Genomic DNA, 24,659 nt, shown 5'->3' with positions numbered 1-24,659 from the left:
CTGCGCTTCTTACTGTACCCGATCCGATTTCCAGAACCAAATTCGCTCTGTTTCCTTATCGGGGCCCTACCACCGCCTTAAAAAGCGCGGCGCCTTTCGTTTTCCAGCGTATCCGGTCGTTCTCGCGGCGCCAAATCGGCCGCTTCGCCCGGCACAGCACTTCGCCCCGACCTTCCGGCCGGTGTGGCTCGAGCTGCTTCCCGCGGGCCGTCCACCCGTTCGCTTGCGCGTCCGGTGCGTGTCCGTCTCCCCTGCGGGCCTTGTGAAATCTACGCGACACATCGCCGGTAGTGCAAAGCGATTAACCGTGGCGGTGGACACACAGTGAACAACTACGGTCGGTCAGCCGTCTTCGTGCTGGTCAGCTCGGTTCAGGCGGCGGATCGGACACCGACCGTCCTGGTGCGTGGCGTGGGACCGGGCGGACGGAGAGTCACGATCGCGCAGTGACGGCGGGCTCGTAGTGATGAGACGTGACCGCTCGGTCGATTGCCCGGCCCAGTTCGCCGAACTTCTCCGAGTACTCCACCGGGTCGACGCCGGGTGGGTCCTTCGGCCGAGCCGGATCGACGAATCGGCTTCCCAGGTTCGTCTGCACCACCACGATGTAGTGCCGCCAAGGCTTACCCGGCAGGGAGCGCACGATCCCGGCGTCACCGCCGGCGGTTTCGGAGAGACCGGTCTTGTGGGCGAACGTGACTTCGGCGGTCTCGTTGCACGGACGGACGTCTTCGCCGTACCGGTGCTCGGGTATTCGCACCGAGCCATCGGTCGGATCGATCCAACGGACCGGGGTCGATTGAGGGATGCCCTTGGCCGGGTACGGCCGTTCGCACCAGTTCGTCGTGGAGAGCACCTGGTTGAGGCCCTGCTCGCCGAGCGTCCGGAGGAAGAAGGCGCGGGAGGCGGGGCGAAGGACGTCCCGGGTGACGGGCGTTCCGTCCGGCGTACGCCACAGCGTTCCCGGCCCACCGACGAGCAGGAGCAGTAACTTCGCGGTGTCCGCGGAGGTCATCGTGATCTCGTTGGTCCAGTTCCCGCCGGTGCGCGGATCGGTGCCACCGAGGCGGAGCGTGGGCAGGCCCAGGCGGTCGAACCGCGGGATCGCCCGGTACTGGTGGAGCAGGCGGACCATCGCGCAGGTGGACGGGTTGGACGAGATCGTGAGCATCTCGTCGAGGAACCGGCGCACCGGTGCCGTGCGTGGGCCCTTGCAGATCGGGCTCGCTTCGCCGTCCGGCGCGTACGCGTACGGCTCGTCGAGACCGACCCGGCCCTGGTCGACCAGGCGCAGCACGCCGAACGTCACCATGAGTTTGAAGACGGAGGCCGGATAGGGCGACATGAAGTCGACCGGCGCGCGGGTGCGTCCCGGGAGGAGGTCGACGCGGCCCTGGCCGGCGTTGTCGCTCCACGCCCGGTCGTCCCAGCGCCGCCAGCGGACGGCGTCGGTGGTGAGGTTCTCGTCGAGCGGGACGACCAGGCCGTCGCGGAAGCGGGCACTGAGCAGCACGGTGGCGGCGGCGACCGGTTGGCCGGAGGCGTTGAGCTCGATCACCGTGGTGTCCACATTCGGCACCAGGCCGAACACCGGTGGGAGCGGAAGGCCGAGGAAGCGGACGTCGACGAGGTCGACGAAGCTGCGCTCGTTCACCGCGGCCAGCAGTTCGCGGGCCAACCGGTCGTCGCGCGGCGTCAGCTGGGTGGGGTCCAGGCCGCGGGGGCGCTGGGTCTCGAGCCGTTCGCCGCTGACCAGTCCGCCGAAGAGCAGCACGGCCACGAGGAAGCCGGCCGTGATCGCTCTGCGCACCGCCCGCAAGGTCATCCCGGACCTCCTAGGCTGGGTGCGTGTCTTCCCCACCGCTGCTGCTCGTGCTCGACGGCAACAGTCTGTTGCACCGCGCTTACCACGCGGCCGCGACGGGGAAACTGCTCGACCCGGACGACCGGCCGGTCTGGGCGCTGAAGGGTCTGGTGGGCTACGTCGCCCGGGCGTCGGCGAAGTTGCGCCCGGATGCGGTGGTCGTCGGGTTCGACTGTTCGGAGCACTCCACCCGCCAGGTCGACTACCCCCAGTACAAGGCGCACCGGCCGGAGAAGGCCGCGGACCTGTCGGAGCAGATCACGGCGGCGCCGGACCTGCTCCGGGCGGCGGGTTTCTGCACCGTCGTACCGCGCGGATTCGAGGCCGACGACGTGCTGGCGAGCGCGGCGGCGTCGGCGCGCGCCGGTGGGTGGCGGTCCGTGCTGGTGACCAGCGACCGGGACGCGTTCGCGCTGATCGACGAGCAGACGTCGGTGCTGCGGCTGCGTAACGGTGGCCTGGACGAGGCGGTGCTCATGACGCCCGGGTCGCTGGAGGAGCTGTACGGGGTGACGCCGGCGCGCTACGGCGACCTGGCCGCGTTGCGCGGGGATCCGTCCGACAACCTGCCGGGGGTGCGGGGGTTCGGCACGATTCTGGCCGCGCGGCTGCTGGGGGCGTTCGGAAGCGTCGAGGCGGCGTGGGCGGCCGGGTTCGACGACGTGCGTGCGGTGGTGGGTGAGGTGGCGGCGCGGAGCCTCGTGACCGACGAGGCGCGGGAGCGGGTGTCGGTCAACCGGCGGCTGATGCGGATGCGTTCCGATCTGGAGTTGCCGACGTTGGACTCCGCGCGCTTGCCGCTCTCGTACGGCGTGATGCGCCAGGCGCTGGCCGGGCGCGGGATCATCCTCGGGCCGTCGCTGTGGGCGTTGACCGGGCGCACCCCGCCGCCGGAACCGGAGCCCGAGCCGCCGAAGTACCCGCGCAGCGCGCGGGCCCGCCGGGAGCCGTCACCGGACCAGATGGCGCTGTTCTAGGCGGTGCACACCTGGGTGTCGCGGTAGGCGATCGTGTGGCGGATGACGCCGTCGAGGCGGTCGCGGGTGGCGGTGAGCTCGGCGATCTGCTCGTCGATCCGGTCGCGCTCGGTGGTGAGCCGGGCCATCAGCTCGGGCGTGACCACGCCGGTGTGCACGCACGGCAGGATCTCGAGCACCGCTTTGCTGGAGAGGCCGGCGGCGTAGAGCTGCTGGATGAAGCGGACGCGGTCGACCGCGGAGGGTGTGTAGACGCGCTGGCCGCTGGGGGTGCGCTCGGAGGCCAGCAGGTGCTGCTCCTCGTAGTAGCGCAGGGCACGCACGCTGACCCCGGCTTTCGACGCCAGCTCTCCGATACGCATCGCTCGGACCTCCCCGATCACACATCTGCCTCTGACGTCGACGTCAGGTTCAGCGTAGCGCGGCTGCCGGCCAGGTCGCGGGTGCGCAGGTGGTAGCCCAGGAACAGCAGCGCGATCGTCAGCACGAACTCGATGCCCAGCCCGGTGCCGACCGCGACCGCGTCCCGGATCGGGAACCCGTCGAAGTTCGTCACGTGGTAGACGAAGTGCGTGCCGCAGTACACGCCGAAGCCGGCCAGCGCGGCCATGACCAGGCGGTGTTCGAGGACGACCGCGGCGATCACCAGCACGGTCACGATCGCGAGGTTGAGCCCGCCCACGTCGGCCATCAGGTGCTCGTTGTACGGCGGATCGTTCGAGACGGTCGGGAAGTCGTCGTAGAACGACCGCGGGAAGAAGTACTGCCAGGCCCCGACCAGCCCGTCGAGGACCGCGAGGACGACCAGTCCGGCACGCATCAGTCTCATGCGCCCAGGACGACACAGCCCACCGATTCGTGACATGGCACTTTCTGACCGGAGTCTCCTTACCCGTCGACGCCGGAATGTCCCAGGAGCAGCCGAGGGGCCTCGGGGCGGTGGAGGGAGGCGACCGTATCGTCGGGACCGTGAGATCGCGCTATCGGTGGTTCCTCGTCTGGGCAGCTGTTGTTCTCGTGGTCGATCAGGCGACCAAGTACTGGGCCGAACGGGCACTCTCCGACGGGCGTGAGATCACGGTCGTCCCGCCGCTCATCGACTTCCGGCTGGTCTACAACCCCGGGGCCGCGTTCTCCATCGGCGAGTCGATGACCTGGGTGTTCGCGATCGCGGCGGCGGCCGCGGTCGTCGGCATCCTGTACTACGCGCGGCGGGTGACGTCGCTGGCCTGGGCGTTGGCGCTCGGGGCGGTGCTCGGCGGTGCGGCGTCGCACCTGGGCGACCGGCTCTTCCGCGAGCCCGGGTTCGCGCGGGGACACGTCGTCGACTTCATCGACTACAACGGGTTCTTCGTCGGCAACGTGGCCGACATCGCGCTCGTGCTGGGCGCGATCGTCCTGGCCCTGCTGACCTTCCGCGAGGTGCCGCTCCGCGAGGAGCCGCCGACCGACGCCGCGTCGGAAGAGGGCGACGAGGCCGCGGAGAAGCAGACCCCGTAGCCCCAACGACCATAGTTAGCCTAACCTAAGCGCATGAGCGGAACCACGCTGCCCATGCGTGTGTGGACCGGCGAAGTCGTCCGCACCGAAGACCTCACCCCGGCGCTGCGACGCGTCGTCATCGGGGGCGACGCGCTCGCCGGGTACGCCACCACCGGCGTCGGCGACGAGTACGTCCGGCTGATCTTCCCGCGCGACGGTGAGCGCGAACCGATCCTCCCCACGGTCACCGACGGCCACCTCGACTACGGGTCGATCGACCTGGCCACGATGCGTACGTACACCGTCCGCGCCTTCGACCCGGTCGCCACCGAGGTCTCGATCGACTTCGTCGTCCACGACGGCGGTGTCGCCGCCGAGTGGGCCAGGAAAGCCGCGCCCGGCGACCTCGTCGGCATCAACACCCCCGACGGCATGTACGACCCGCCCGCCGGCCTGACCTGGCAACTGCTGGTCGCGGACTTCGCCGCGCTCCCGGCCGCGGCGCGCCTGCTCGAGAACGCACCCGCCGGGGTGCGCACCCGCGCGATCCTCGAGGTCCCCGGGCCGGAACACCACCTCCCGCTCGACGTACGGCCGGGCACCGAGGTCACCTGGCTGCACGGCGGCAACGGGCACGGCGCCAGCCGGCTCGAGCAGTGCGTGCGCTCGATGCCGCGCCCGGACGGCACCGGCTACGTGTGGGTGGCCGGCGAGACCCGCGAGATGCGCAACGTCCGCAAGTACTTACGCCGGGAGCTGGGCCTGCCGTCCACCGCGTACAAAGCGGTCGGGTACTGGACCGACGGGGCGGAAACCTGGCGCGACCGCTACGACGCGCTCGACGACGCGACCAAGGCGTCGCTCGAAGCGGTCTGGGCCGCCGACGCCGACCTCGCCGACATCGAGATCCAGTACGACGAGAAGCTCGCCCGCCTGGGCCTCTAGGGTCCAACCGGTCAGGAATCGAGAAGCACGGGCCGGTCGCGCGCACCTAGCGTGACCGACATCAACCCCACGTCTTCTCGGAGGAACCGATGAACTGGCGACAGATCCACCGCGGCACCTCGTTGGTCTTCACCGCCACCGTCGTGATCTGCTTCGTCGCGGCGGCGCTGTCCGCGCCCGGCTGGATCTACTACCTCCCGCTGCCACCGCTGTTGCTGCTGCTGGGTACCGGCTTGTACATGTTCGTCCTCCCGTACCGCAAGCGCCGGGCGACCGCCTGATGTGCACCCCGGCGATGCGGAACGCGCTGCGGCGAGCCGCGGACGTGCGGATCGCACCGGCCGACATCGACGAGCCCGCCGGCACGCTCAGCGACGGCAACCAGCAGGAGGTGGTACCGGGCCAGGCACCGGCCTCGACGCCCGACGTGCCGAGGGAGGAGCTCTTCGCTCACGTCTCGGCTTGAGCCGGGAACTCCTCCAGGCCGACGACGCGCAGGAGGTCGATGCGCTCGCGGGCGTCGGCGTCGGCCGGGGTCAGCACCACCAGCTGCTGGCCCAGGTCGGGGGTGACGAGCGTTTCGCAGTCCATCAGCAGCGGCCCGACCCGCGGGTGCACGATCGTCTTCCGGTCCGCACGCCGCACCGCCACCTCGTGCTCGGCCCACCGCCGCCGGAAGTCCTCGCTCGCGGACTCCAGCCGGGCGATCAGCGTGGCCACCGCGGGGTCACCCGCCCGGCGGCCCGCCGCCGCACGCAGGTCCGCGACGTGCTGGCGTGAGTGGCGTTCCTGTTCCTCGGCAACGTGCACGGCACGGGCGGCCGGCTCGGTGAACCACCGGAGCAGCACGTTGGTGCCGATCTGGTCGCCGACCAGCAGCGTCGACATGCGGTTCTGGGCCAGCACCTCTCCCAGGTCGGAGATCACCATCGCCGGGTTGTCGCCGAGCAGGTCGAGCAGGCGCAGCAGGCCGGCGCGGGCCAGCCGGGCCACCCCGTCGGACGGGGGTGGGGGCTGGCCGGCCAGGCGGAAGAGGTGGTCGCGCTCGTCGTCGGAGAGGCGCAGCGCGCGGGCCAGCGCACCGAGCAGCTGGGGCGAGGGCTGGCTGCTGCGCCCCTGCTCGAGCCGGACGACGTAGTCGACCGACATGCCCGCGAGCATCGCCACCTCCTCGCGTCGCAGCCCGCCGGTGCGACGGCGAGGGCCGTCGGCGAGCCCGACCTGCGCCGGCCGGATCGCCTCGCGGCGGCGGCGCAGGAAGTCGGCGAGCTGTTCACGCTGCATGTACCCATGCTGCCCCGGGCCGGTCGGGTCGAGCCAGGGAGCGGCGCTCCCACGATGCACGCTCCGATTTCGGTGTCACCGGACCGGGGGCAGTGTCGGCGGCATGAACACACTCGGACTGGGCGCGATGGGCATGTCGGACGCCTACGGAACGACCGACCGCGCGGAGAGCATCGCCACCGTGCACGCGGCGCTGGACTCGGGGCTCACGCTCATCGACACCGGCGACTTCTACGGCAACGGGCACAACGAACTGCTGCTCGCCTCCGCGCTGCGGGGACGACCGCGTGAGAGTTACGTGCTGAGCGTCAAGTTCGGGGCGCTGCGCGGCCCGGACGGGGCGATGCTCGGGATCGACGGCCGGCCGGCGTCGGTGAAGAACTTCCTGAACCATTCGCTCAGCCGGCTGGGCGTCGAGTACGTCGACGTCTACCGGCCGGCCCGGCTGGACCCGGCGGTGCCGATCGAGGACACGGTCGGGGCGATCAAGGACATGGTCGACGCCGGGTACGTGCGGTCGGCGGGGTTGTCGGAGGTCGGCGCCGCGACGGTCCGCCGGGCACACGCCGTGACGCCGATCGCCGATCTGCAGATCGAGTACTCGCTGCTCTCCCGCGGCGTGGAGGCCGAGGTGCTGCCGGTGCTGCGCGAGCTGGGGATCGGGCTGACCGCGTACGGCGTGCTCAGCCGGGGCCTGCTGTCCGGGCACTGGCGCCCCGGCAACGCCGGTGACCACCGCAACCTGATGCCCCGGTTCTCCGGCGAGAACCTCGGGCACAACCTCGCGCTCGTCGACGCGCTGCGACGCGTCGCCGAGCGGAAGGGGTGCACGGTGGCACAGCTGGCGATCGCGTGGGTGGCCGCGCAGGGCCCCGACATCGTGCCGCTGATCGGTGCGCGCACCCGCGAGCGCCTGGCCGAGGCGCTGCCCGCGATCGAGCTCGTGCTCTCCCCCGACGACCTGGCCGCGATCGAGCGGGCGGTGCCGGCGGGCTCCGCACGCGGCGACCGGTACCCCACCCCGATGATGGCCCAGCTCGAAGTGGGCAACTGACCGGCTCGTCGGGCGGTCAGGGCGTCTCGAGCGACGTGCGCGGGCGGGAACCGAGGAACGCGTAGGCCACCAGCCCGGTGACCCCGAGCACCGCGGCGACCACGGTGGCCGGTCGGCTCCCGGGGGCCTGCACCGGCCAGGTCAGGGCCTCACCGAGGGTGCCGTCGCCCGGGAACGTCGCCACCAGCAGCGTCCAGCCGAGCGGCAGGATCCACGAGCGGGCGGCACCGACCACCACCGCCGCCAGCGCGGTCAGCCCGAGCAGGCCGGCCGCGTCCCGGACCACGAACCCGATCGGCCCGAACCGGGTCGCGGTCGTCTCGGTGGCCAGCAGCAGCAGGACCACGCAGCCCAGCGCCACGACCAGGTGAGCGGCACGCAGCCGGGCCCAGGGCCGCGCGGCCGTCCGGTCGAGGCTGTCGTCGGGGCCGCCGAGCGTGGCGGTCGCGACCGCCACCAGCAGGAGCACGGTCAGCACGAGCACCGTGCTGCTCACCGGGTCCTGGTCGCTGGACGTGGTCGCGAGCAGCCAGCTCACGGCCGTGCCCACGACCGCCGCGCCGAGTGCCGCCGGCACCCGGCGCGAACGGGCGTAGAGGGCGAGCCACCTCACCGGGCGCCGCCGGTCAGGATCGCCATCGCGTCCCGGCACTGCTGGCTCGCCCGGTAGACCGCGGTCATCCGGGCGTCGGCCTCGCCCTTGGGCAGTGCGGTCAGGTCGCGGTAGAGCTGGACGGCCTCGGGGTCCTCGAACTCCGTGCCGTCGAGGCCGGTGGCCGGTTCGCGGCCGAGCAGGAAGAACGCCGCGACGGTGCCGACGGTGTAGTTCCGGCTGTCCCCGCACCGCACCGGGCCGCCGAACGCCCCGGTGAGCATCTGCAGCTCGAGCCGCCCCGGGAACGCGAGGTGACCGGACTTGTCCGGCTGGACGTTCATCAGCACGGTGTCGGCGCGCGGGGCCGGCGCGGTCTTCGGGGAGAACGTCGAGGTGTCCTCGTGCGCCTCGACGATCGGCGTCGTCGTCGACAGGAGTTCGAGCGCGTGCCGCGCCTTGGGCGTCACCTCGCGCAGCATCGACTCGTTCGCCCGGCTGACGCAGACCCGCGGGCCGTCGTCCTTCGTGCACACCAGCTGCTGGGCCACCGGGTCGAGTTTCGCCCGCTCGAACGCGTCACCGGTCGGCATCACCAGCGCAGTGAGCGTCGCACCGACCACCAGCGGCGCGAGCGCGGCGGGCGCGAACCGGTGGTCACGGACCGCGAAGAGCACGAACGCGGCCGCGGCGAGCGCGACCAGCCACAGCGCCTGGGTGGCGCTGATCCGCCCGCCGACCGTGTCGTAGACGTTGAACACGCTCATGCCGGACCCGGGGAAGAACGCCGCCGCGGGCGCCCCCGAGGAGAAGATCTGCGGGGCGAAGGCCAGCACCGCGAAGCCGATCACCGCCACCGCGGGTGCGGTCGCGAGCGCCGGGCGCAGCCGTCCGAGGCCCAACCCGAGCCAGAACGCCACGACCAGCGTGAGCACGCCGACCGCCACCGCCGCGAACGCGGCCGCCGGCAGGTAGCTCGCGGTGTCGATGATCCGCGGCACCGCCGCGGCCAGCGAGACCAGGTACGCGACGAGGGCGGCCAGCCCGGTCGCGATCAGCGCCGGAACGATCTGCAGTGCGCGTGGACGGGGAACGGTGGCGAAGAGCTCGGCGACGTTCGCCCGGTGCTCGCGATAGGACTGCCAGGCTCCGGCCGCCATCGTGAGCGGCACCAGCACGATGAGGTATTCACGCTGGACCATGACCAGCGCCATCCACCCCGACGACCAGCGCCCGGACGTCGCCTGGAGCACGATCGCACCGGCGACGGCGATCAGCAGCGCGGCGCCGAACGCGGCCGACCGGCGGATCTCGATACCCACGATGCGGCTCATGCGTTGCTCCGGTGCTGACGGAGGAGGGCGGAGTAGCCACGTTCCGCGGGGCTGTCACCCGCGTCGTTCGGTCCGCCGCGGGCGATCAGGTCGTCGGGGGTGCCCTGGAACAGGAGCCGGCCCTCGTTCAGCAGGAGTACGTCGGTGCAGGCCGCGACCACGTCCTCGACGAGGTGCGTCGAGACCAGGACACAGCTGTCGCTGCCGAGATCACGCAGCAGGTCGCGGAAGTCGAGGCGCTGTTCGGGGTCGAGGCCGACAGTGGGTTCGTCGAGCAGCAGCAGGAGCGGTTCGTTCACGATCGCCTGCGCGATGCCGGCCCGGCGCAGCATGCCCCCGGACAGCGTCTTCATCTTGGCGTCGGCTTTCGCGGTGAGGCCGACCCGGTCGATCGAGCGCTGCACGGCGTCGGGGATGGCCGCTTTGGGCATTTCCTTGAGCCAGGCCATGTACTCGACGAACTCACGGACGGTGAACCGCGGGTAGAACCCGAACTGTTGCGGCAGGTAGCCCAGGCCGCGCCGGACCTCGCGGAGATCGGCCCGGCCGTCCACCGACGCGCCGAGCAGCGTCAGCGTGCCGCCGGCCGGTTTGATTCCGGTGGAGAGTGCACGCATCAGCGTGGTCTTGCCGGCCCCGTTCGGGCCGAGCAGCCCGTGGACGCCGGCGCCGAGGGCGAGGTCGAGGCCGTCGACGGCCAGGTGTTTGCCGGCGCGGACGCGGAGACTCTGCGCGTGCACCAGCCACGGGACGAGCGTGGGGGCCGTTTCGGCCGCACTCACCGGACGCATGGGGTCGGTCCTTTCCTGGGGGTTCACGCGCCGCTGCGCAGGCGGCGGAAATGAGTCGCGACGAGCGGAACGACCGCGGCGAACGCCACCGCGGCGAACGCCCACAGCGCGGTGCTGCCCGGTCGGAGGAGCGGGGAGAGCGATTCGGTGGCCAGGCTCGGCAGCAGCACGGCACCGGACCAGGCCAGGCCGAGCCCGATCGCGGCCGTCCGCACGCCGACGAACGCCCCGAGCGCGAGGGTGCACGCGGTGAACGCCAGGCACGGCAGCAACGTGAGCGCCACCGAGATCCCGGTGCTCAGGCCGGCCACGAGTAGGACCGGGAGGACGACGACGAGCACCGCGAGCGTGCGCCGCAGCACCATCGCCAACCCAGCCGACGGAGTGGTGGCGAGCAGCTCCCAGTTCGGGTCGACGCGCCGGCTCCAGGACACCGCGACGCCGGGCAGCGGCGCCACCGGAGCGAGCAGGAGAACGAGCGAGGGCAGGCTCGGCTGGGCGAAGTCGAGCACCACGCCGCAGGTCACCACCGCGACCGTCATCGCCAGCCAGGGCAGCAGCGTCCAGGCCAGCCAGCGCCGGTGCACGGACAGGGCCGGCCGGCGCGCCGGGGTCGGCGCCGGGCCGGTCCGGATCGCCTGGTCGAGCGAGACGGCGACCCGCTCCAGCAGGTCCGCGGTGGCCGGGGTGGCCAGGTGCGCGCGGCAGTCGGCGCACGTGTCGAGGTGGACCTCGATCGACCAGAGCGACGCGTCGTCCAGCCCGCCGCCGCCCTGCGCGTAGCGGGTGAGGATCGCCGGGGTCGGATGAGTCATGAGAGCGCCTCCCGCAGCGCGATCCGGGCCCGCCGCGCGCGGGTCTTCACGGTTCCTTCGGGCATGCCGAGCAGTACCGACGTCTGGCGCACCGAGAGGCCGTCGAGCACCATCGCCTGCAGCACCTGACGCAGTTCCGGGGGCAGGCGCAGCAGCGCCTGTTCCAGGTCCTGGTCGACGCGGGTGGCCATCACCTCGTCCTCGGCGGCCGGCGCGGTGGTGGGCACCAGCGGGAACGACGGCACCCGCTCCTGGCGGGCGCGCCGCCGGAACGCGTCGACGAGGCGGTTGGCGGCGATCGTCCACAGCCAGCCGACCGCGCTGCCCTCGGTCACCGAGCCCGCGTAGCTCCCGGCGGCGCGCCAGACCGCCAGGTAGGTCTCCTGGAGCACGTCGGCGACGACCTCGTCGTCCGCGCAGCGACGGCGCAGCCGCACCGCCAGCCAGGGCGCGGTCCGCCGGTACAGCTCGTCGAACGCCGCGCGGTCGCCGTGGGCGACCCGGCGTACGAGCTCAGCTTCTGTCACACCGTTCACGCCCAAGGAGACGACGCGACCGCCGATTCGGGTTCTCGATCACCGCGAGTAGCGGTGCTTCACTCCGAGCGGAAAGTTGTCGGGGTCGCCGACCGGGCGGAAGTGAACGACCGGGAGCTGCCTGGCCACCGGCACGTAGTGCGCGAACTCGCTGTTGACCCGGGGCAGGTAGGCCCGGACGGCCTCGGCGACCAGGGCCTCGCGCCCGTCCCCGTCGGAACCGGGAGCGAGCTCGACGGTGACGTCCAGGTACCGGTCGCCGTCGTCGCTCTCCGGGGTGCGCAGCACGAACCGGCCGGTCGTCCAGCCGACGAGGTCGTCGGCCTCGAGCGCCTCGGCGACGTTCTCCGGGTAGACGTTCGCGCCGTACAGCGATACCGCGAACAGACGCCGCCCGTAGACGTAGACCAGATTGCCGGGCAGGAGCCCGCCCTCGTCGCCGATGTCGTACCGGATGAGCGGCACCGCGCCGTCCGCGGTGAACAGCAGGGCGTCGCCGTCGGTCTCGAAGTACCGGTGGCCGGGGTCGTACTCCACCAGCGTCGGGAGCCGGCCGCCGCTGAACGTGGTGCCGCTCAGCTCCCGGCGGCGACGGACGCTCGACGGCGTCTCGATGCCCAGCACCCCGGCGTCGGCGGTGCCGTAGAGGGCCGCGGTGTGGGTGACCGGGTCGTCGATGCCGGCCCGCGCCGCGACCAGGTCGCGCCACCGTTCGCTGAACACCTCACCGGCGAACACCAGCTTGAGGCGCCGCTCCGCCCAGCCGGAACCGCGGTCGACGACGTTCTTCACGAACGGCGGGTAACCGAGGAGCACCGTCTGGTCGAAATCGTCGCCGAGCGCGTCGATCACCCGCAGGATCTCGTCGACGACGTTGCCGGGCGTGGCCACCGTGAGGCGGAAACCCTGCGCGGCCAGGTGACGGCAGGCCGCCGCGGTGAACATGCCGCCGACCCAGTTGCCGAGCGGGAAGCAGATCACCGCGAGCGTGCGGCGCTCGTGGGCGCCGAACGTGCGGAAGACCTCGGCGAACCGCTCGGTCGCGGCGAGTTCGTCGACGAGGCGGCGCGGCCAGACCGTGGGCTGACCGGAGGAGCCCGACGACAGCGCCACCGTGTCGCAGCCGTCGAGCGAGCCACCGCGGCACCGCTCGGGCAGCGGGTAGGCCTGGACGTAGTTCTCCTTGGTGACCACCGGGAGCGCGGCGAAGTCCGACCGGGTGCGGACGCCCGCGGCGTCGACGCCCCGCTCGGCCAGGAAGTGCCGGTAGGCCGGAACGGTCGTGGCGGCGTCGTGGAACAGCGCGACCGGGTCGAGACGCATGGGCCTCAGTGTGCCGTTCCGGCCGGTGGACGCACAGCGATAGGCTGCCCGCCGTGTCGGGTACGACGCTCGCCGTCGACTACGGCACCTCGAATACGGTCGCGCTGCTGCGATGGCCGGACCAGCGGATCCGTCCGCTGTTGTTCGACGGCTCGCCGCTGCTGCCGTCGGCGGTCTACCTGGAGCCCGGCGGCACGGTGCGGGCCGGGCGGGAGGCCGTCCGCGCGTCCCGGGTGCGGCCGGCGTGCTTCGAACCCCACCCCAAGCGCCGGATCGACGAGGGAACGCTGCTGCTGGGTGAGCGGGAGATCTCGATCGCCGACGCGATCGCCGCCACGCTCGGCGTCGTCCGGGACGAGGCGGTGCGGACGGCGGGCGCTCCCCCGGCGTCGGTCGTGCTGACGTTCCCGGCGGCCTGGGGCGCCGTCCGGCGCGCGGTGCTCGTCGACGCCGCCGCGCGTGCCGGGCTGCCCGCGCCGACGCTCGTGGGAGAGCCGGTCGCCGCGGCGGCCTACTACGTCGAGGCGCACGGCGGCCGGATCGCCGACGGGCAGTCGATAGTGGTGTACGACCTGGGCGCGGGCACGTTCGACGTCAGCGTCGTCTCGTCCGGGTTCAAGACGCTCACATACGCGGGGCTCGACGATCTCGGCGGCGTGGACCTGGACGCGCTCGTCGTCGAGGCGATCGGCGAGACGTTCGATCCCGGCTCACGGGCGTTCCGGCAGCTCTGGGACGACGCCCGCGCGGCCAAGGAGTCGCTGTCGCGCCGCTCGTCGGCCGAGGTGCTGATTCCGTCGGCCGACCGGGACGTCCAGGTCACCAGGGACCAGTTCGAGGCGGCGGCCCGGCCGCTGCTGGAGCGGTCCGTCGACGTCACGGCGGCCGCGATCGACGCGGCCCCGGGCCCGGTCGCCGGCCTCTTCCTGGTCGGTGGCTCCACCCGGGTGCCGCTGGTGGCCACGCTGCTGCACCAGCGGCTGGGCATCGCGCCGACCGTGCTGGACCACCCGGAGATCGTGGTGGCCGAGGGCGCGCTCCACGCGGTGCCCGTCGAACCGCCGGTCGCCGCCGAGGTGCCACCGGCCGGCCGGACGATCGTGTCCCGGCCGTGGCTGATCGCGCTCCGCGGCCTCGCGGTGCAGCTGGCCGGCGGGTCGACGGTGTTGTTCGCGCTGTTCGGCCTGGCCGTGACGCTGTTCGTGCTCGGCGACCGCCACCAGTTCCTGCCCGACGCCGGCTCGCTCGTGCTCTACTTCGCGGTGCTGGTCGCCGGCGCGGGTGTGTTCGGGCTGGGCACCGACGTGACGGCGCGGGCGTTCGATCGGGTCCGGCTCGGGTTCGAACCCGAGCGGCTGGTCGTCCGCGCGGCACCGCGAGCCGGTCACCTGCTGGTGCGGCTGGGTGGCCGGCTGCTGATCGGCGCCGCGTTCGCCGCGGCGGGGGCCGAGGTGGTCTGGTACGGCACCCGGAACGCGACCGCGTGGGCCGTGCTCATCGGGTGCGGCGCCGGTCTGGCCGGTGCGCTGGCCTCCGCCGTCGCGTTGTCGCGCCACCGTCCGATCCGGATCGACGCCACCGGCTCGAGCACCGCGGACACCGAGCTGGCGTGGGCCGACCTGACCGCGGCCGAGATCCGCCCGGCCGGGTGGCGGCGCAGCCGAACGCTGTTCGTCTCACCGGGGCCCGGCGTGGCCCCGCCGAGCGCGTTGCGCCCGGTCCGCGGCTCCGAGGCTCTGCGCGTGCTGGACCTGGGCGCGTACTCGATGCCGGTGGGGCAGGTGGAGAGAGCCGTCGGCCACTACTGGCGGAGCGTCCGGGACGGCACCGTACCGAAGGTCTCGCGGTAGCGTGGACACGCACGTCGCCGCGGCGCTCGGCGTGCGGACGCGGCGGGAGGCGGTCAGCCGCGCGCGGGCGCTTGGCCTCGGCTGAGCGCGATCATCTCCTCGCGCGGCACGACCTTGATCCGCTTGCGCTGGTGCGGTGCGCCGAGCGCGATCTCGTGCCGGTCGAGCCGCTGCCACCCGGCCCAGGTGGTGTACTCGACGGCGCGGGCGTCGAGGTGGGCCAGGACGGCGTCCCGGTCGCGCTCGGCGGCGGGCGGCAGCGCGTCGGCCAGCAGGCTCTGGACCGTCTCCCCGGCGTCGCCCTTGGTGTGGCCGATCAGGCCGACCGGGCCGCGCTTGATCCAGCCGGTGACGTACAGGCCGGGAACCGGCTCGCCGTCCAGGCCGAGCACCCGCCCGGCCCGGTGCGGAACGGTGCCGCTCGTGGCGTCGAACGGGACGTCGGGCAGTGCCTCGCTGAGGTAACCGACGGCCCGGTAGACCGCCTGGACGTCCCAGTCGGTGAACCGGCCGGTGCCGCGGATCCAGCCGTCGCCGGTGAGCTCCTGCGTCTCGGTACGCAGCCCCTCGACCCGCTCCTCCCCCAGGACGGCGACCGGCGCCTCCAGGAAGTGCAGGTGCAGTCGGCGCGGCCGGTCCCGCGGCTCGCGGACGGCCCAGTTCTGCAGGATGTCCACGCACATCTTGACGTGACGCGTCGCGCGCATCGCGGCGTAGCTGCCCTCGTCGAACTCGATGCCCTCGGGGTGCACGATCAGGTCGACGTTCGGCGAGGAGTCGAGCTCGCGCAGCTCCTGCGGCGTGAACTTGACCTGGGCCGGGCCACGCCGGGAGAACAGGTGCACGTCGGTGACCGGGCTGGTCTTCAGGTGCCGGTAGACGTTGTCGGGGATCTCGGTGTCGAGCAGCTCGTCGGCGGTCTTGGCCAGGATGCGCGCCACGTCGACCGCGACGTTCCCGGCCCCGATCACCGCGACCTTCCCGGCGGTCAACGGCCAGTCGCGCGGGACGTCGGGGTGGCCGTTGTACCAGGACGCGAACGCGGCGGCGCCGAAGCTGCCGCGCCGGTCGATGCCCGGGACGTCGAGCGCCCGGTCCTTCTCCGCACCGGTGGCGACGATCGTGGCGTCGTAGAAGCGGCGCATCTCGTCGGCCTTGACGTCGAGGCCGTACTCGACGTTGCCGAGGAAGCGGATGCGTGGGTTGTCGAGCACGCGGTACAGCGCGGTGACGATCTCCTTGATCCGCGGGTGGTCCGGGGCGACGCCGTACCGGATGAGACCGTACGGGGTGGGTAACCGGTCGAAGATGTCGATCGTGGCCGTCTCCGACGCCTTGATCAGGTGGTCCGCGGCGTAGATTCCGGCCGGGCCGGCTCCGACGACGGCGATCCGTAGAGGACGGTCCATGAAGATTCCCTTTCCGAGCGTTGCCGGCTCCCATCTTAGGTAAGGCTCCCCTTAGTCTGACTGTGACGTCGGACTCAGCAGCAGCACCCGGTTCCGATCGGCGGCCGCCTCCCGCCAGCCGGCCCGGCGCGCCTCCTCCACCAGCGGGCGGCGCGGGTCGAGGAGCAGGCAGCGCACGTCGTCACGGCCCAGTTCGGCGAGCGCGCCGGGGCGTCCCTGGACGAGTTCGAGCAGGTCGGCGATGCGTGCGGCCCCGTACACGTCGTTGCGCCCGTCCATCGCGACGCGCACCCCGTCGGCCGTCCGGCGCAGGATCACGTAGCCGCCGTCGTCGTACTCGTTGAGCAGCCGGCAACCGGCCGGGACGGCGTCCACGGTGGTGTCGGCCGGGTAGCTGTCGGGGGCGGGGCGTCCGTACTGCGGCAGCCGCACGGCGGTGAGCGCGAGCAGCGCGACGACCAGCCCGATCGAGGTGCCGCGGGCCAGGAACGCGACCCGTCGGCGGCCCGGGCCGGCGCTCCAGTCGACGTCGGTCGCCCAGACCGCGGCCGCCGGCATCGCGACCACCAGCGCCATCGGGGAGAAGCGGGCCGCCTCCACGCCCGCGACCAGTAGCAGCGCGGACGCTCCGGCGACGACCGCGAGGAGCGGCTCGTGCGGGCGGCGGCGCCAGGCCGCGATCGCGAGACCGACCGCGACCGCCGCGCCCGCCCAGGTGAACACCGCCATCCAGGCGGTGCGCCAGAGCGGGGCCCACTCGGGGATCAGTTCGGTGGACGCGTCCCGGGTGGCCAGGGCGGAGCCGAGTACGTCGAGGCCGAAGGGTGAGCTGAGGCAGCCCGCGACGATCACGGCCATCGTCGCGGCGGCGGTCGCCGCGGCGGCTCCCGAGCGGCGGTGGTGGGTGAACAGCGCGAGGACCAGACCGGCGGCGACGGCGGGTACCGCGGCCAGTGCGGCCAGGTGCAGGTTCACCCAGAGCGTCACGAGCAGGTACAGCCCGGCGAGGCCGGCGAGCCGTCGCCGCCCCGTCCGGTTCAGCAGGCGCCCGGCCAGCAGCGTGACGAGCGGGAGCAGCGCGTAGGTGAGCGTCTGCGGGCGGGCGCTCAGCCACAGCAGCAGCGGGACGACGAGCAGCGCGGTGGTGACGTGCACCCGCGCCCCCAGCGACCGGGCCGTGACCGCCACGCTCGCCCCCACCAGCGTGATGCAACCGAGCGTGAACAGGGCCAGGCCGACCGGCCCGGCGCCGGTCCAGGCCAGCGACAGCAGGACGTCGAACAGCCACGAGTTGGGGTGCCAGGCGCGCCCGGCCACCGACCAGGAGAACGTGTCGGTGAGGAAGACCGTGTGCCGGTGCCGGATCTCGGTACCGGTCTGGATCTGCCAGAAGGTGTCCCCCTCGGCGAACCATCCGCTGCGAACCGCGCCGACCAGCGCGAACAGCCCGATCCCGACGGCCAGCGGACGCACACCGACCCGATCGGCCGACGCTGCCCCTTCCTGAGGCTCCGGAGACCTAGGGTGGGCGCATGGCCACGTTCGAGACACGCACGCTTGCCCGGCCCGGCGTCGACCTGGTCTACGACGTGTGGGGGCCGCTGCCACCGGCCGACGGGCGACCGGTGCTGCTGATGATCGGTCAGCCGATGACGGCCGAGGGCTTCGGTTCGCTCGCACCGCAGTTCCCCGACCGCACCGTCGTCACCTACGACCCGCGCGGCCTGGGGCGCAGCGTCCGCTCGGACGGGCGGCTGGACAACACCCCGCAGCAGCAGGCGGCCGACCTGCACGCGCTGGTCGAGGCGCTCGGCGCCGGGCCGGTGGAGGTGTTCGGCAGCAGCGGCGGAGCGGTGGTCGGGCTCGAGCTGGTGTCCCGGTACCCGGGCGACGTGGTGACGCTGGTGGCGCACGAGCCCCCGATCAACGCGGTGCTTCCCGACGCCGCGGCCGTGGAGCGGGCCCGGGCGGCGTTCAACGACGCATACGAGGCCCGCGGGATGGGCGCGGGCATGGCCGCGTTCATCGTGATGACGTCCTGGTCGGGTGAGTTCACCGACGAGTACTTCACGCAGCCGGACCCGGACCCGGCTGCGTTCGGCATGCCCGACGTCGACGACGGCACGCGCGACGACCCGTTGCTCTCGAAGCACTCGTGGGCGGTCAGCGACTACCGCCCGGACGCGGAGCTGCTCGCCGCGGCGCCGACCCGGGTGGTGATCGCGGTCGGTGAGGAGTCCGGCGACACGTACACCGCACGGACGGCCCGGGCGACCGCCGCCCTGCTCGGCCAGGAGGCGGTCGTGTTCCCGAGCCACCACGGTGGGTTCCTCGGCGGCGAGCACGGTTACGCGGGCAAGCCCGAGGAGTTCGCGGTGCGGCTGCGCGAGGTGCTGGGCTGATCGTGGTCCTCGTCGTGTTCCCCGCCCCGGACGAACGTGCCGCGCCCGTGGCGGGTCACGACCAGCCCCTGATCCCGTAGCACCCCCATCGCCAGGCGCACCGTGTTCCGCGCGACGCCGTGGCGTGCCATCAGCATGCTCTCCGAGGGGATCAGCGTCCCCGGCTGGTACTCGCCGCTCTCGATGGCGGCACCCACGATGTCACTCAACTGCTTGTAGACGGCCCGATCGGCCAACGGATCCAAAGTCATGCCCACAAGCTACCGCACTCATGCCAACGTGCCACCGTGATGTGCGGGCTCGAAGTACGGGCGGTGGGTGGAGAGGCGCCGGGCGGCCAGGGACCGGGCTTCGGTGACGGGGTCGGTGCCGTGCCGGGACGCCCGTTCCAGGACGGACCCGGTGGTGGCGCCGATCGCGTCGATCTTCGCGTCGACCTCGTCGTCGCTGCCCTTCACCTCGGCCTCGCAGGCGATGACCCCGCCCGCGTTGGCGACGAAGTCCGGGACGAACACGATGCCCCGGGCCGCGAGCATGTCGGCGTTCGCGTCCGCGGCCAGCGCGTTGTTCGCGCCCGGTACCACCACCCGGGCTTTGAGCCGGTCGATCACCGCCTCGGTCAGCACGCCGCCGGCCGCGCACGGACAGAGGACGTCGACGTCGGCCGCGAGGATCTCGTCCGCCGCGACGGCGTTCAGCCCGCGTACCCGGGTCGGATCGACGTCGGCGACGAGCACGTCCACGCCCCGGGCGCGCAACAGCTCCACCAGGTGCGACCCGACCTTGCCCAGGCCCTGCACGGCCACCCGGCGCACCGGGACACCCGCCCACGCCGACGCCGCGTCCAGCGCACGGAGCACACCCCGGGCGGTGAACCGGGACGGGTCGCGGCGGCTGGAGACCCGCGGCACGTACCGCGCGATCAGGTCCATGTCCGCCGCGCCGGTGCCCATGTCGGCTCCCGGGATGTACCGGCCGCCGAGCGAGGCGATGAAGCGCGCGTGGGCGGCGAGCAGCTCGTCGCGCCGGGGGGAATCGGCGGGCGCGTTGATGACGCTCTTCCCGCCGCCGAGGTCCAGCCCGGCCACCGCCGACTTGTACGTCATGGCCTGGGCGAGGTTCATCGCGTCCCGGACCGCGTCCTCCGGGGTGGCGTAACTACGCATCCGGACGCCACCGAGCGCGGGCCCGAGCGTCGTGTCGTGGACGGCGATCACGGACTCGAGGCCGCTGGCCGGGTCGCGGCACACGACCAGCTGCTCGAAGTCCCGGGTACGGAGGTCCTGGAAGATGCTCATGGCGCTCCCTGAGTAAGGCCCGCCGTCCGGTTCAGGGGCGGGGTCTCCGCTTGTCCGGAACGACGGGAATGCCGGCGACGCGACAGGCAAAGTCTTGATAAGCGCGCCGATATAGTCAACTAAAGTCCGAACAACTATGCAGATCGCAGCGCTATCCCTGCGCGTCCCGGCGAGGAGCTCGGCAGAATGGCAACGATCGACCGGCTCGACGTCGAGCTCCTGTCCCGTCTGATCGACAACGCCCGCGCCGGGGTGGCGGAGCTCGCGTCCGATCTCGGCGTCAGCCGCACCACGGTTCAGCACCGCCTGCGCCGGCTCGAGGAAGACGGGATCCTGGTCGGCTTCCAGCCGATCATCAACCTGTCGGCCATCGGGTTGCCGGTCCAGGCTCTGGTGAGCCTCGAGATCGATCAGCGCGAGATGCCGACGATCATCGACGGGCTACGCGACCTGCCCGAGGTGCTCGAGGTCCGGATCCAGGCCGGGCGCGAAGACCTGCTGGTCCACGTCGCGATCGCCTCACTGGAGGAGCTGCAACGGCTCACCGCGGCGATCGTTCTCCTGGACGGCGTCCGCAAGACGACGTCGACGTTCACTGTCTCGACGCCGATCCCCCACCGCATCCTCCCCCTGCTCAGCGACGTCACCCGGGGAGCGGGATGGGGCCGGTCGACACCGGCGCCCTAGGGTCGGACCATGGACTACGACGTCGTCATCCGCGGTGGTCGTGTCGTCGACCCCGAGACCGGGCTCGACGGGATCCGGAACGTCGGCATCTGCGGCGACCGGATCGCCGCGGTCTCCGAGGCCGAGCTCGACGGTACGCGGCGGATCGACGCGGACGGGCTCGTCGTCGCCCCCGGGTTCATCGACCTGCACAGCCACGGCCAGGCGATCGCCGAGTGCCGCCTGCAGGCGCTCGACGGCGTCACCACCGCGCTCGAACTCGAGGCGGGCGCGGCGCCCGTGTCGGTGGCGTACGCGCGGGCCGCGGCGGAGGGCCGCCCGATCAACTACGGGTTCTCGGCCTCGTGGGCGCGGATCCGCATGCACGTGGCCGGTGGCTTACCGCTGGGCGAGGGTTCGCCGGGGCCGCTGGCCGACCTCGGATCGTCCGCGTGGCGCGGCCCGGCCGCGCTGCCGGCGATCCTCGGCCTGCTGGAGAAGGAACTCGCCGACGGCGCGCTCGGCATCGGCATCCTGCTGGGGTACGCGGCCGCGACCGACCCGGCGGAGTTCGTCGCGATCGCCCGGCTCGCCGCCGCGGCCGGGGTGCCGACGTTCACGCACGCGCGGCCGCTCGTCGAACAGGATCCGGATGTCGCCGTCGACGGCGCGGACGAGATCACCCGGGTCGCCGGCGAGACCGGCGCCCACATGCACTACTGCCACATCAACTCCACGTCGACGCGACACCTGGACCGGGTGCAGGCGCTGGTCGAGAAGGTGCGCTCCGAGGGTGCGCACGTCACGAGCGAGGTGTATCCGTACGGCACCGGGATGAGTTCGATCGGGGCCGACTACTTCCACCCCGATCGGCTGCACGTCCTCGGCGCGACCGGCACGCCCCAGGACGTCGTCTACGCGCGCACCGGGGAGACCGTGGCCTCGGCGGAGCGGCTGCTCGAACTGCGCGCGGCCGACCCGTCGGGGCTGGCGTTCATCCGGATGTTCGACGAGGTGACGTCGGCGGACCGGCTGGTGGAGTTCACCGCGCTCCCGCACGCGGTCGTCGCGTCCGACGCCGTTCCGTTCGTGATCGAGGACGGCCGGCCGTACGACCCGCTGCAGTGGCCGCCGCCGTCGTTCGCGCGCACGCACCCGCGCAGCGCCGGGACGTACGGGCGCACGCTGCGGATCGCGCGGGACACGCTCCCGCTCGCCGACGTGATCGCCAAGTGCACGCTGGGGCCGGCCCGCGTGCTGGAGGACGCCGCGCCCGCGATGCGCCGCAAGGGCCGGATCCAGGTCGGCTGCGACGCCGACGTGGTGGTCTTCGACTCCGACCGGGTCACCGACGGCGCGACGTACCAGCACTCCGTGCGGCCGTCGACCGGCTTCGTCCACGTGCTCGTGAACGGGGAGCCGGTCGTGGCCGACGGTCAGTTGCTCCGGGACGCGTTCCCCGGCCGGCCGATCAGGACCTAGCGGCCTTCTTCGCGGCGATCTTGTCGCGGCGCTCGGAGAACCGGGTGGCCTGGCGGTCGAGCTCGGCGAGGAACTCCACCAGCTCGTCGCGGGCCTTCTCGCCGTCGTCGGACAGGCCGGTGGTATCGAGCGCCTTGAGGTTGCGCAGCACCGGGATGACCACCTCGTCGTGGTGGATACGCAGGTCGTAGATGCCCGCCATCGCGATCTGCACCGACTTGCGGCCGAAGTTCTCGATGCCGTGCCCGGGCATCTGGAACGTCTTGACCACGTCGGTCACCGCACGCATCGCCTCGTTGGGCGCGAGCTCGAACGCGGCGCCGAGCAGGTTGCGGTAGAAGATCATGTGCAGGTTCTCGTCCGCGGCGACCTTGGCCAGCAGCTGGTCGCAGATCGGGTCACCGCTGATCTTGCCGGTGTTGCGGTGCGAGACCCGGGTGGCCAGCTCCTGGAACGACACGTACGCGATGCCGTGCAGCACCGTGTCGTCCAGATAGGCGTTCTCGAAGCCGGTGCCCATGTGCACCATCCGCGCGCGCTCCAGCGCGATCGGGTCGACCGCGCGGGTGGTGAGCAGGTAATCGCGGATCGCGATGCCGTGCCGGCCCTCCTCGGCGGTCCAGCGGTGCACCCAGGTGCCCCACGCGCCGTCGCGACCGAACATCTGCGCGATCTCGTGGTGGTAGCTGGGCAGGTTGTCCTCGGTGAGCAGGTTCACGATGAGCGACGTGCGTGCGACGTCGCTGAGCGCGGACTGCTCCTCTGACCAGGCGGTGCCGCCGAGGACGCCGTCGAAGTCGGTGCCCTGGCTCCACGGGACGTACTCGTGCGGGAACCACTCCTTGGCCGTGGCCAGGTGGCGGTTCAGGTTGGTCTCCACGACCGGCTCGAGTTCGAGGAGCAGGCCGGCTGTCGTCAGGCGGTCGGTCATTCCGGCAACTCCCTGCTGCTTTTGGTTACGCTTCCGTAACCTACGCTACCGTAGAAATCCAAGTGCACGGCACCACGGTCGCTTGGTGAGGTCACCGGGCCCGGTGGTGCTGCCGGGCGTAGTGGGTGCGCGCTTTGGCGCGGTTTCCGCAGGCCGCCATCGAGCACCAGCGGCGCGCACCGGCCTTGGACACGTCGTAGAAACGCAGCGTGCACTCCGGGTTCGCGCACTCGCGGAGCCGGGACGGGTTCTGCTCCAGCAGCCGCAGGTAGTGCTCGGCCGCCAGCCAGGCGGCGCGCCAGCCCGGCGTGTCGGTCTCGACCACGCTCTCCGGCCCGTTCGCGCCGAGCCGGCGCCGGATCCGCCCGTGGCGCAGCGTCTCGTTGAGTTCGTCGACGTCGCCACGTACCAGTGCGTCGCGAGTGGTCAGCAGCGCGGCGAGGGTCTCCGGCGAATCGGGCACGGTGTCGGCCAGGCCGGCCGAGGCCAGCCAGATCGCCGGCCCGCCGGGCATCTCCAGCAGGTCGTGCGTGCCCTCGTCGTCGGTCCAGCGCGTGTTCACCAGATCCAGCGGGAGGGGTTCGCCGATCAGCGGCCGGGGGTCCATGACGTCGATCCTAACCGGTTAACCGGTTTTCAGCGGTTGCCGATCCGCTGACTAACTCCTAAAGTTGATATCACTGGTTAGAGCGAGGAGCTGGTGATGTCCCCTTTCCACCGCGGTGAGCTGACCGCGCAGAAGCGGGCCGGTGTGCTGCACGAGGCCGCCCGCCTCGCCCCCATGCTCGGCCGCCCCGAGATCCCGCGCGGAGCCCGCCTGTTCCTCGCCGAGCAGCCGATGCTGGTGCTGGGCGCCACCGACCGCGACGGCGACCCGTGGGCCACCCTGCTCACCGGCCCGCCCGGTTTCCTCGACGTCGACGGACCGTCCACGCTGACGATCGCCGCGACCCCCGGGCCCGGCGACCCGCTGCGCGAGGCACTGGCCGGCCCGGTTCAGGTCGGCATGATCGTGATCGAACCCGAGACCCGCCGCCGCGTCCGGATGAACGGCACCGCCCACCCCACCCCGGCCGGCCTGCGGGTCGAGCTCGCCCAGGTCTACGGCAACTGCCCGAAGTACATCCAGGCCCGGGTGCCGACGCCGACACCGGCCGCACCGGGCGTCGCGTGGCGCGGCGACGCGCTCACCGCCGCGGCCCTGGACTTCGTGAACACGGCCGACACGTTCTTCATCACGACCGCAGACCTCGAGGGTCACACCGACGCCTCGCACCGCGGCGGCAACCCGGGCTTCCTCCACGCGTCGGGCCCGACCCGGCTGCGCTGGCCCGACTACGTCGGCAACTCGATGTTCAACACGTTCGGCAACCTGGAGGTCAACCCGCGGGCCGGCCTGCTGCTGCCCGACTGGGCCACCGGCACGCTGCTGCACCTCACCGGCTCGGCGGTCGTCGACTGGGACCGGTCGCACGCCGCCGCCGTGCCGGGCGCGCAGCGTCTCGTCGACTTCACCGTCGAGCGGGTGGTGCGGGTCCCGAGCGCGTCCGGGCTGCGCTGGAGCGACGCGCAGTTCTCCCGGTTCAACCCTCAGGTGTAGAGGTTCGCCGCCGAAGAGGACACC

General features: G+C 72.3%; 27 protein-coding genes. 11 read left to right on the top strand and 16 right to left on the bottom strand.

The genetic code is table 11. From position 1 onward, the window contains the following. Positions 1-433 precede the first annotated feature (433 nt). Positions 434-1,825, bottom strand: coding sequence for a serine hydrolase (locus tag ABD437_RS30810; protein WP_344652443.1), 1,392 nt, complete (start codon positions 1,823-1,825; stop codon positions 434-436). Between the two features lie 23 nt (positions 1,826-1,848). Between ABD437_RS30810 and ABD437_RS30805 the strand changes: the two genes are divergently transcribed. Continuing rightward, positions 1,849-2,841: a 5'-3' exonuclease gene (locus ABD437_RS30805; protein ID WP_344652442.1), complete on the top strand. Its 993-nt coding sequence runs from the start codon at positions 1,849-1,851 to the stop codon at positions 2,839-2,841. Here the strand turns inward: ABD437_RS30805 and ABD437_RS30800 are convergent. Both ABD437_RS30800 and ABD437_RS30795 read right to left on the bottom strand, forming a co-directional pair. Then, positions 2,838-3,203 carry a MerR family transcriptional regulator gene (locus tag ABD437_RS30800; protein WP_344652441.1) on the bottom strand — a complete coding sequence of 122 codons (366 nt, stop codon included), beginning with the start codon at positions 3,201-3,203 and terminating at the stop codon, positions 2,838-2,840. The genes ABD437_RS30805 and ABD437_RS30800 overlap by 4 nt on opposite strands. A gap of 17 nt (positions 3,204-3,220) precedes the next feature. Next, positions 3,221-3,670 carry a hypothetical protein gene (locus tag ABD437_RS30795; RefSeq protein WP_344652440.1) on the bottom strand — a complete coding sequence of 150 codons (450 nt, stop codon included), beginning with the start codon at positions 3,668-3,670 and terminating at the stop codon, positions 3,221-3,223. 140 nt (positions 3,671-3,810) lie between these two features. Here ABD437_RS30795 and lspA point away from each other — a divergent pair, with 140 nt between their 5' ends. The 4 genes from lspA to ABD437_RS30775 all read left to right on the top strand — a co-directional run bounded on the left by lspA (position 3,811) and on the right by ABD437_RS30775 (position 5,734). Then, a complete protein-coding gene (gene lspA / locus ABD437_RS30790; RefSeq protein WP_344652439.1) occupies positions 3,811-4,341 on the top strand; it encodes a signal peptidase II in 531 nt (176 codons plus the stop codon). 33 nt (positions 4,342-4,374) lie between these two features. Continuing rightward, on the top strand, positions 4,375-5,268 hold the full coding sequence (locus ABD437_RS30785) for a siderophore-interacting protein (RefSeq protein ID WP_344652438.1): 894 nt from the start codon (positions 4,375-4,377) through the stop codon (positions 5,266-5,268). 89 nt (positions 5,269-5,357) lie between these two features. Beyond that, a complete protein-coding gene (locus tag ABD437_RS30780; protein WP_344652437.1) occupies positions 5,358-5,549 on the top strand; it encodes a hypothetical protein in 192 nt (63 codons plus the stop codon). Positions 5,550-5,563: 14 nt separating this feature from the next. After that, positions 5,564-5,734: a hypothetical protein gene (locus ABD437_RS30775; RefSeq protein ID WP_344652436.1), complete on the top strand. Its 171-nt coding sequence runs from the start codon at positions 5,564-5,566 to the stop codon at positions 5,732-5,734. Here the strand turns inward: ABD437_RS30775 and ABD437_RS30770 are convergent. Further along, the gene (locus ABD437_RS30770) at positions 5,719-6,552 is read right to left on the bottom strand and encodes a helix-turn-helix transcriptional regulator (protein WP_344652435.1); all 834 of its coding nucleotides are present in this window, start codon (positions 6,550-6,552) and stop codon (positions 5,719-5,721) included. The genes ABD437_RS30775 and ABD437_RS30770 overlap by 16 nt on opposite strands. Positions 6,553-6,655: 103 nt before the next feature. Between ABD437_RS30770 and ABD437_RS30765 the strand changes: the two genes are divergently transcribed. Then, the gene (locus tag ABD437_RS30765; RefSeq protein WP_344652434.1) at positions 6,656-7,606 is read left to right on the top strand and encodes an aldo/keto reductase; all 951 of its coding nucleotides are present in this window, start codon (positions 6,656-6,658) and stop codon (positions 7,604-7,606) included. Positions 7,607-7,622: 16 nt separating this feature from the next. On the opposite strand, the gene ABD437_RS30760 is transcribed toward ABD437_RS30765, so the two are convergent. The 6 genes from ABD437_RS30760 to ABD437_RS30735 are packed head-to-tail and all read right to left on the bottom strand — an operon-like array spanning position 7,623 to position 12,997. Beyond that, positions 7,623-8,219 (bottom strand): hypothetical protein, encoded by a 597-nt coding sequence (locus tag ABD437_RS30760; RefSeq protein WP_344652433.1) that lies wholly within the window; start codon positions 8,217-8,219, stop codon positions 7,623-7,625. Next, positions 8,216-9,532, bottom strand: a complete 1,317-nt coding sequence (locus ABD437_RS30755; protein WP_344652432.1) for a hypothetical protein — start codon at positions 9,530-9,532, stop codon at positions 8,216-8,218. The genes ABD437_RS30760 and ABD437_RS30755 overlap by 4 nt, the downstream gene beginning before the upstream one ends. Beyond that, positions 9,529-10,323 carry an ATP-binding cassette domain-containing protein gene (locus ABD437_RS30750; RefSeq protein WP_344652431.1) on the bottom strand — a complete coding sequence of 265 codons (795 nt, stop codon included), beginning with the start codon at positions 10,321-10,323 and terminating at the stop codon, positions 9,529-9,531. The genes ABD437_RS30755 and ABD437_RS30750 overlap by 4 nt, the downstream gene beginning before the upstream one ends. A gap of 23 nt (positions 10,324-10,346) precedes the next feature. Next, entirely contained in the window at positions 10,347-11,138 is a 792-nt protein-coding gene (locus ABD437_RS30745) for a hypothetical protein (protein ID WP_344652430.1), read from the bottom strand. Then, the gene (locus ABD437_RS30740) at positions 11,135-11,665 is read right to left on the bottom strand and encodes an RNA polymerase sigma factor (protein WP_425558283.1); all 531 of its coding nucleotides are present in this window, start codon (positions 11,663-11,665) and stop codon (positions 11,135-11,137) included. The genes ABD437_RS30745 and ABD437_RS30740 overlap by 4 nt, the downstream gene beginning before the upstream one ends. A 48-nt stretch (positions 11,666-11,713) precedes the next feature. Continuing rightward, positions 11,714-12,997: a phenylacetate--CoA ligase family protein gene (locus ABD437_RS30735; protein WP_344652428.1), complete on the bottom strand. Its 1,284-nt coding sequence runs from the start codon at positions 12,995-12,997 to the stop codon at positions 11,714-11,716. Positions 12,998-13,050: 53 nt separating this feature from the next. Here ABD437_RS30735 and ABD437_RS30730 point away from each other — a divergent pair, with 53 nt between their 5' ends. Further along, a complete protein-coding gene (locus ABD437_RS30730; protein WP_344652427.1) occupies positions 13,051-14,847 on the top strand; it encodes an Hsp70 family protein in 1,797 nt (598 codons plus the stop codon). A gap of 53 nt (positions 14,848-14,900) precedes the next feature. Here ABD437_RS30730 and ABD437_RS30725 read toward each other — a convergent pair whose 3' ends face one another. Both ABD437_RS30725 and ABD437_RS30720 read right to left on the bottom strand, forming a co-directional pair. Continuing rightward, positions 14,901-16,256 carry an FAD-dependent oxidoreductase gene (locus tag ABD437_RS30725; protein ID WP_344652426.1) on the bottom strand — a complete coding sequence of 452 codons (1,356 nt, stop codon included), beginning with the start codon at positions 16,254-16,256 and terminating at the stop codon, positions 14,901-14,903. A 51-nt stretch (positions 16,257-16,307) separates the two neighbouring features. Next, positions 16,308-17,729, bottom strand: coding sequence for a hypothetical protein (locus tag ABD437_RS30720; RefSeq protein ID WP_344652425.1), 1,422 nt, complete (start codon positions 17,727-17,729; stop codon positions 16,308-16,310). 59 nt (positions 17,730-17,788) lie between these two features. Here ABD437_RS30720 and ABD437_RS30715 point away from each other — a divergent pair, with 59 nt between their 5' ends. Beyond that, entirely contained in the window at positions 17,789-18,658 is an 870-nt protein-coding gene (locus ABD437_RS30715; protein WP_344652424.1) for an alpha/beta fold hydrolase, read from the top strand. On the opposite strand, the gene ABD437_RS30710 is transcribed toward ABD437_RS30715, so the two are convergent. Beyond that, positions 18,604-18,909, bottom strand: a complete 306-nt coding sequence (locus ABD437_RS30710) for a GntR family transcriptional regulator (RefSeq protein WP_344652423.1) — start codon at positions 18,907-18,909, stop codon at positions 18,604-18,606. The genes ABD437_RS30715 and ABD437_RS30710 overlap by 55 nt on opposite strands. An 18-nt stretch (positions 18,910-18,927) precedes the next feature. Next, the gene (locus tag ABD437_RS30705; RefSeq protein WP_344652422.1) at positions 18,928-19,956 is read right to left on the bottom strand and encodes a Glu/Leu/Phe/Val dehydrogenase dimerization domain-containing protein; all 1,029 of its coding nucleotides are present in this window, start codon (positions 19,954-19,956) and stop codon (positions 18,928-18,930) included. A 186-nt stretch (positions 19,957-20,142) separates the two neighbouring features. Between ABD437_RS30705 and ABD437_RS30700 the strand changes: the two genes are divergently transcribed. Then, positions 20,143-20,643, top strand: coding sequence for an Lrp/AsnC family transcriptional regulator (locus ABD437_RS30700; RefSeq protein WP_344652421.1), 501 nt, complete (start codon positions 20,143-20,145; stop codon positions 20,641-20,643). A gap of 9 nt (positions 20,644-20,652) precedes the next feature. Continuing rightward, positions 20,653-22,104, top strand: a complete 1,452-nt coding sequence (locus tag ABD437_RS30695) for an amidohydrolase family protein (RefSeq protein ID WP_344652420.1) — start codon at positions 20,653-20,655, stop codon at positions 22,102-22,104. Here ABD437_RS30695 and ABD437_RS30690 read toward each other — a convergent pair. Continuing rightward, positions 22,094-23,035: an acyl-ACP desaturase gene (locus ABD437_RS30690; RefSeq protein WP_344652419.1), complete on the bottom strand. Its 942-nt coding sequence runs from the start codon at positions 23,033-23,035 to the stop codon at positions 22,094-22,096. The two genes, ABD437_RS30695 and ABD437_RS30690, sit on opposite strands and share 11 nt — an antisense overlap. 91 nt (positions 23,036-23,126) lie before the next feature. Continuing rightward, positions 23,127-23,642, bottom strand: a complete 516-nt coding sequence (locus ABD437_RS30685; protein ID WP_344652418.1) for a CGNR zinc finger domain-containing protein — start codon at positions 23,640-23,642, stop codon at positions 23,127-23,129. A gap of 96 nt (positions 23,643-23,738) precedes the next feature. Between ABD437_RS30685 and ABD437_RS30680 the strand changes: the two genes are divergently transcribed. Further along, positions 23,739-24,635, top strand: a complete 897-nt coding sequence (locus tag ABD437_RS30680) for a pyridoxamine 5'-phosphate oxidase family protein (protein ID WP_344652417.1) — start codon at positions 23,739-23,741, stop codon at positions 24,633-24,635. Positions 24,636-24,659: the final 24 nt, after the last annotated feature.

Origin of the sequence: Cryptosporangium japonicum (assembly GCF_039524755.1) — a bacterium.
Lineage (GTDB): Bacteria > Actinomycetota > Actinomycetes > Mycobacteriales > Cryptosporangiaceae > Cryptosporangium > Cryptosporangium japonicum.
The sequence above is the reverse complement of the archived record's forward strand: the minus strand, read 5'-3'. Positions and strand labels throughout refer to the sequence as shown.

Coding starts and splice junctions, on each gene's coding strand:
- ABD437_RS30690 (WP_344652419.1), bottom strand. CDS start 23,035: ATGACCGACCGCCTGACGACAGCCGGCCTGCTCCTCGAACTCGAGCCG.
- ABD437_RS30775 (WP_344652436.1), top strand. CDS start 5,564: ATGCGGAACGCGCTGCGGCGAGCCGCGGACGTGCGGATCGCACCGGCC.
- ABD437_RS30695 (WP_344652420.1), top strand. CDS start 20,653: ATGGACTACGACGTCGTCATCCGCGGTGGTCGTGTCGTCGACCCCGAG.
- ABD437_RS30725 (WP_344652426.1), bottom strand. CDS start 16,256: ATGGACCGTCCTCTACGGATCGCCGTCGTCGGAGCCGGCCCGGCCGGA.
- ABD437_RS30735 (WP_344652428.1), bottom strand. CDS start 12,997: ATGCGTCTCGACCCGGTCGCGCTGTTCCACGACGCCGCCACGACCGTT.
- ABD437_RS30770 (WP_344652435.1), bottom strand. CDS start 6,552: ATGCAGCGTGAACAGCTCGCCGACTTCCTGCGCCGCCGCCGCGAGGCG.
- ABD437_RS30715 (WP_344652424.1), top strand. CDS start 17,789: ATGGCCACGTTCGAGACACGCACGCTTGCCCGGCCCGGCGTCGACCTG.
- ABD437_RS30750 (WP_344652431.1), bottom strand. CDS start 10,323: ATGCGTCCGGTGAGTGCGGCCGAAACGGCCCCCACGCTCGTCCCGTGG.
- ABD437_RS30710 (WP_344652423.1), bottom strand. CDS start 18,909: ATGACTTTGGATCCGTTGGCCGATCGGGCCGTCTACAAGCAGTTGAGT.
- ABD437_RS30685 (WP_344652418.1), bottom strand. CDS start 23,642: ATGGACCCCCGGCCGCTGATCGGCGAACCCCTCCCGCTGGATCTGGTG.
- ABD437_RS30800 (WP_344652441.1), bottom strand. CDS start 3,203: ATGCGTATCGGAGAGCTGGCGTCGAAAGCCGGGGTCAGCGTGCGTGCC.
- ABD437_RS30705 (WP_344652422.1), bottom strand. CDS start 19,956: ATGAGCATCTTCCAGGACCTCCGTACCCGGGACTTCGAGCAGCTGGTC.
- ABD437_RS30680 (WP_344652417.1), top strand. CDS start 23,739: ATGTCCCCTTTCCACCGCGGTGAGCTGACCGCGCAGAAGCGGGCCGGT.
- ABD437_RS30755 (WP_344652432.1), bottom strand. CDS start 9,532: ATGAGCCGCATCGTGGGTATCGAGATCCGCCGGTCGGCCGCGTTCGGC.
- ABD437_RS30810 (WP_344652443.1), bottom strand. CDS start 1,825: ATGACCTTGCGGGCGGTGCGCAGAGCGATCACGGCCGGCTTCCTCGTG.
- ABD437_RS30780 (WP_344652437.1), top strand. CDS start 5,358: ATGAACTGGCGACAGATCCACCGCGGCACCTCGTTGGTCTTCACCGCC.
- ABD437_RS30785 (WP_344652438.1), top strand. CDS start 4,375: ATGAGCGGAACCACGCTGCCCATGCGTGTGTGGACCGGCGAAGTCGTC.
- ABD437_RS30745 (WP_344652430.1), bottom strand. CDS start 11,138: ATGACTCATCCGACCCCGGCGATCCTCACCCGCTACGCGCAGGGCGGC.
- ABD437_RS30765 (WP_344652434.1), top strand. CDS start 6,656: ATGAACACACTCGGACTGGGCGCGATGGGCATGTCGGACGCCTACGGA.
- ABD437_RS30795 (WP_344652440.1), bottom strand. CDS start 3,670: ATGAGACTGATGCGTGCCGGACTGGTCGTCCTCGCGGTCCTCGACGGG.
- ABD437_RS30700 (WP_344652421.1), top strand. CDS start 20,143: ATGGCAACGATCGACCGGCTCGACGTCGAGCTCCTGTCCCGTCTGATC.